This window comes from Polaribacter sp. IC066 (assembly GCF_007997085.1).
In the GTDB taxonomy this organism is placed as follows: Bacteria; Bacteroidota; Bacteroidia; order Flavobacteriales; family Flavobacteriaceae; genus Polaribacter.
The window spans coordinates 1-2744 of record NZ_VORR01000108.1; the positions used below are offsets into that span (position 1 = coordinate 1).

Here is a 2744-nt window from a genome sequence, read left to right on the forward strand (position 1 = left end):
ATCACACACTTATCAACCGATGTGCATAAACAACTGCTTTTTTTGAAATAGAATGACTAAAAATAAAAAATTGTGGATAAAATAAATCAAATTGTTAACAACCACTAAACATCCGCTGAATAGTTACTTTCTTTCTATAAATTTTTCAAGTAGTTCATTTCCCATGGTCGTCAAAAAATAATATTTTCTATCAGGTCCTTTATTTCCTTTTTTATTTTCAAAAGAGACTACATCAATATGTTCATATTTTCGTAAATTTCTATACAGACTTTGTTCCTCACAATTAATGGTGCTTTTAGATTTACTTTCAATAAACCCCTTTATTTCGTCAACATACTTCTGCCCGTCCTTTAAAGCAAGAAATATCCATAAAGTAAGTTGCCCTTTTTTATAAGTATCTCCCCAAGAGGAGAGTACATCAGGTAGTATGTTTTTGGTCATAATTAAATAGTATTATTCATCTTGTATAATACATGGATACAATTTTTTCTTGAATCGTAATCTTTAAAATTTAAGACGAGTAAAACCTTAACAAAACGATGTAAAATAACTTCTAATTAAACCCAAAAAAACAACTCAATTTCCATAAATTTGCAACTCAAACATTTAGAATGCTTATTAAAAGAATCGGTTATTATTTAGTAGGTTTCTCATTAGGTGCCGTAGCAACTTATTTCTTTTGGCAAAAGAAAAATGCAACTTTCGATTACGGAATGGATGCCAGAACTTTAAAAACAATCCGAATTAAAGATCGTATTTTTACTGATGAAGCCAAAAAATCAATGAAAAGATACGATATAGATACTACCAATATTTCTACTATTTTATATTTGGGTGATGTTGATTTCGGAAAAGGTAAACCAAGAGAAAGACCTTGTGCAGAATACTATATAACGGGTAAAGACGAATTAAAAAACGTTCATTTGTATGTAAAACGCTGCGATTCTACTGCAACGATAGAAAGAGTACTAGTCGATTAATTATCAATTACTTTCTTGTAAACTCAGCTGCAGTTGCCTTTGATGCGCTACTATTTTTTGTGGCGTTTAATCTTCTAACTTGCCATAATACAACGCTTGTATTTTATCAACATTTTTAATTGTTTTCTTTACCCAATCAAAATATAACGTTTCTTTTTCTTCGGTTGATAATTGCCAATCTATAGTTGAATTTCTCAATTTTGTAGTTACTTCTTGCAAAATAATAGCGGCTGCCACAGAAATATTTAAGCTTTCTGTAAAACCAACCATGGGTATTTTCAAAAATCCATCTGCTTGACTTTTTACTGTTTCCGAGATACCTTCTGCTTCAGCTCCTAAAATAAATGCTGTTTTTTTGTTGATGTCAAAATCTTGCAGCAAACAAGAATCAGTATGAGGCGTTGTTGCTATAATCTGATATCCTTTTTTCTTCAAGCTACTTAAGCAAGTTTCTGTATTATCTCCGTCAGCATTATATCTTGAAGAAGTAATCCATTTTTGAGAACCCTTTGCCACGTATTTAGAAACTCTATTCACATATTTATTTTCAATTACATGCAAATCTTGCACACCAAAAATATCACAGGTTCTAACCACTGCACTTGCATTGTGCGGCTGATAAATATCTTCTAAAACTACGGTAAAATGCTTTGTTCTTTGTGCTAAAACTTTTCTAAAAGTATCTTTTCGCTTTTGCGTTAAATAGGTTTCGAAGTACTGCAATAGTTTTTTATCAATCATAGTTACAAACTTATCATTTAATTATTATTTTTACAATAATCAAATCTTTAAAATGTGTAATTTTAAAATATTAATAGTTTCGTACTTACGAAGTAAACCTTTTTTAAACTAAAAATTATAATATCAATGAAAAAAATAGTTGTTTTAACAGGTGCCGGAATATCAGTTGAAAGCGGTATAGATACGTTTAGGGATTCAGATGGCTTATGGGAAGGTCATGATGTTATGGAAGTTGCCACTCCAGAAGGTTTTGCTAAAAACCCCAAATTAGTGTTAAACTTTTACAATGAACGCCGAAAGCAATTATTAGAAGTTACACCAAATAAAGCACACAACAATTTAGTAACTTTAGAAAACGATTTTGATGTTGAAATTATTACGCAAAATGTAGATGATTTGCACGAGCGTGCTGGTAGTTCTAAAATAACTCATTTACATGGAGAGCTTTTAAAAGTTAGAAGTTCTGTTGATGAACAACTAATTTTAAATTGGCGTACAGATTTAACTTTAGAAGATTTATGTGCTAAAAAAAGTCAATTAAGACCCCATATTGTTTGGTTTGGCGAAATGGTACCCATGTTAGATAAAGCTATTGAAATTGTTCGAAAAGCGGATGTGCTGGTTATTATTGGCACCTCTATGCAAGTATATCCTGCTGCTAGTTTAATTGATTATATTCAAGAAAATATTCCTATTTATTTTATTGATCCGAAACCTTCTGTTTCTAAAAATAATTTCAGAAATTTAACAATTATTAAAAACGTGGCCAGCATTGGTACAGATCAGTTGCTTAAATTATTACGAAAGTAATTGATGAAGTAATTCAGCTTTATTCTCACTTATAAAATATAAATTTACTAGCTTCTCTTTAAAATTAAAAATAATTTAAAATAGTTGTAACTATTCAGCCTTTAAAACAGCAATAGTTTTAAAAGCAGCGAAAATATTTTGACCATTCTTAATACAGGTATCTGTTACTGATCTAATAACCGCATATATCTGTGCACCATTTTCAGTTTTAAA

The 2744-nt window shown here is 30.1% G+C and carries 4 protein-coding genes; 2 read left to right on the forward strand and 2 right to left on the reverse strand.

Features of this window, described 5'->3' with window-relative positions:
• Positions 1-123 precede the first annotated feature (123 nt).
• Positions 124-441 carry a PadR family transcriptional regulator gene (locus tag ES044_RS18000; RefSeq protein WP_147120739.1) on the reverse strand — a complete coding sequence of 106 codons (318 nt, stop codon included), beginning with the start codon at positions 439-441 and terminating at the stop codon, positions 124-126.
• A gap of 170 nt (positions 442-611) precedes the next feature.
• On the opposite strand from ES044_RS18000, the gene ES044_RS18005 reads away from it, so the two are divergent.
• A complete protein-coding gene (locus tag ES044_RS18005) occupies positions 612-980 on the forward strand; it encodes a DUF4258 domain-containing protein (RefSeq protein WP_147120738.1) in 369 nt (122 codons plus the stop codon).
• Positions 981-1046: 66 nt separating this feature from the next.
• Here ES044_RS18005 and ES044_RS18010 read toward each other — a convergent pair whose 3' ends face one another.
• Entirely contained in the window at positions 1047-1721 is a 675-nt protein-coding gene (locus ES044_RS18010) for a TrmH family RNA methyltransferase (protein WP_147120737.1), read from the reverse strand.
• A gap of 126 nt (positions 1722-1847) precedes the next feature.
• On the opposite strand from ES044_RS18010, the gene ES044_RS18015 reads away from it, so the two are divergent.
• Positions 1848-2531 carry an SIR2 family NAD-dependent protein deacylase gene (locus tag ES044_RS18015; RefSeq protein WP_147120736.1) on the forward strand — a complete coding sequence of 228 codons (684 nt, stop codon included), beginning with the start codon at positions 1848-1850 and terminating at the stop codon, positions 2529-2531.
• Positions 2532-2744: the final 213 nt, after the last annotated feature.

Bases quoted from the DNA above. Each gene is read 5' to 3' on its own strand.
- ES044_RS18000 (WP_147120739.1), bottom strand. From the start codon at position 441: ATGACCAAAAACATACTACCTGATGTACTCTCCTCTTGGGGAGATACT.
- ES044_RS18005 (WP_147120738.1), top strand. From the start codon at position 612: ATGCTTATTAAAAGAATCGGTTATTATTTAGTAGGTTTCTCATTAGGT.
- ES044_RS18010 (WP_147120737.1), bottom strand. From the start codon at position 1,721: ATGATTGATAAAAAACTATTGCAGTACTTCGAAACCTATTTAACGCAA.
- ES044_RS18015 (WP_147120736.1), top strand. From the start codon at position 1,848: ATGAAAAAAATAGTTGTTTTAACAGGTGCCGGAATATCAGTTGAAAGC.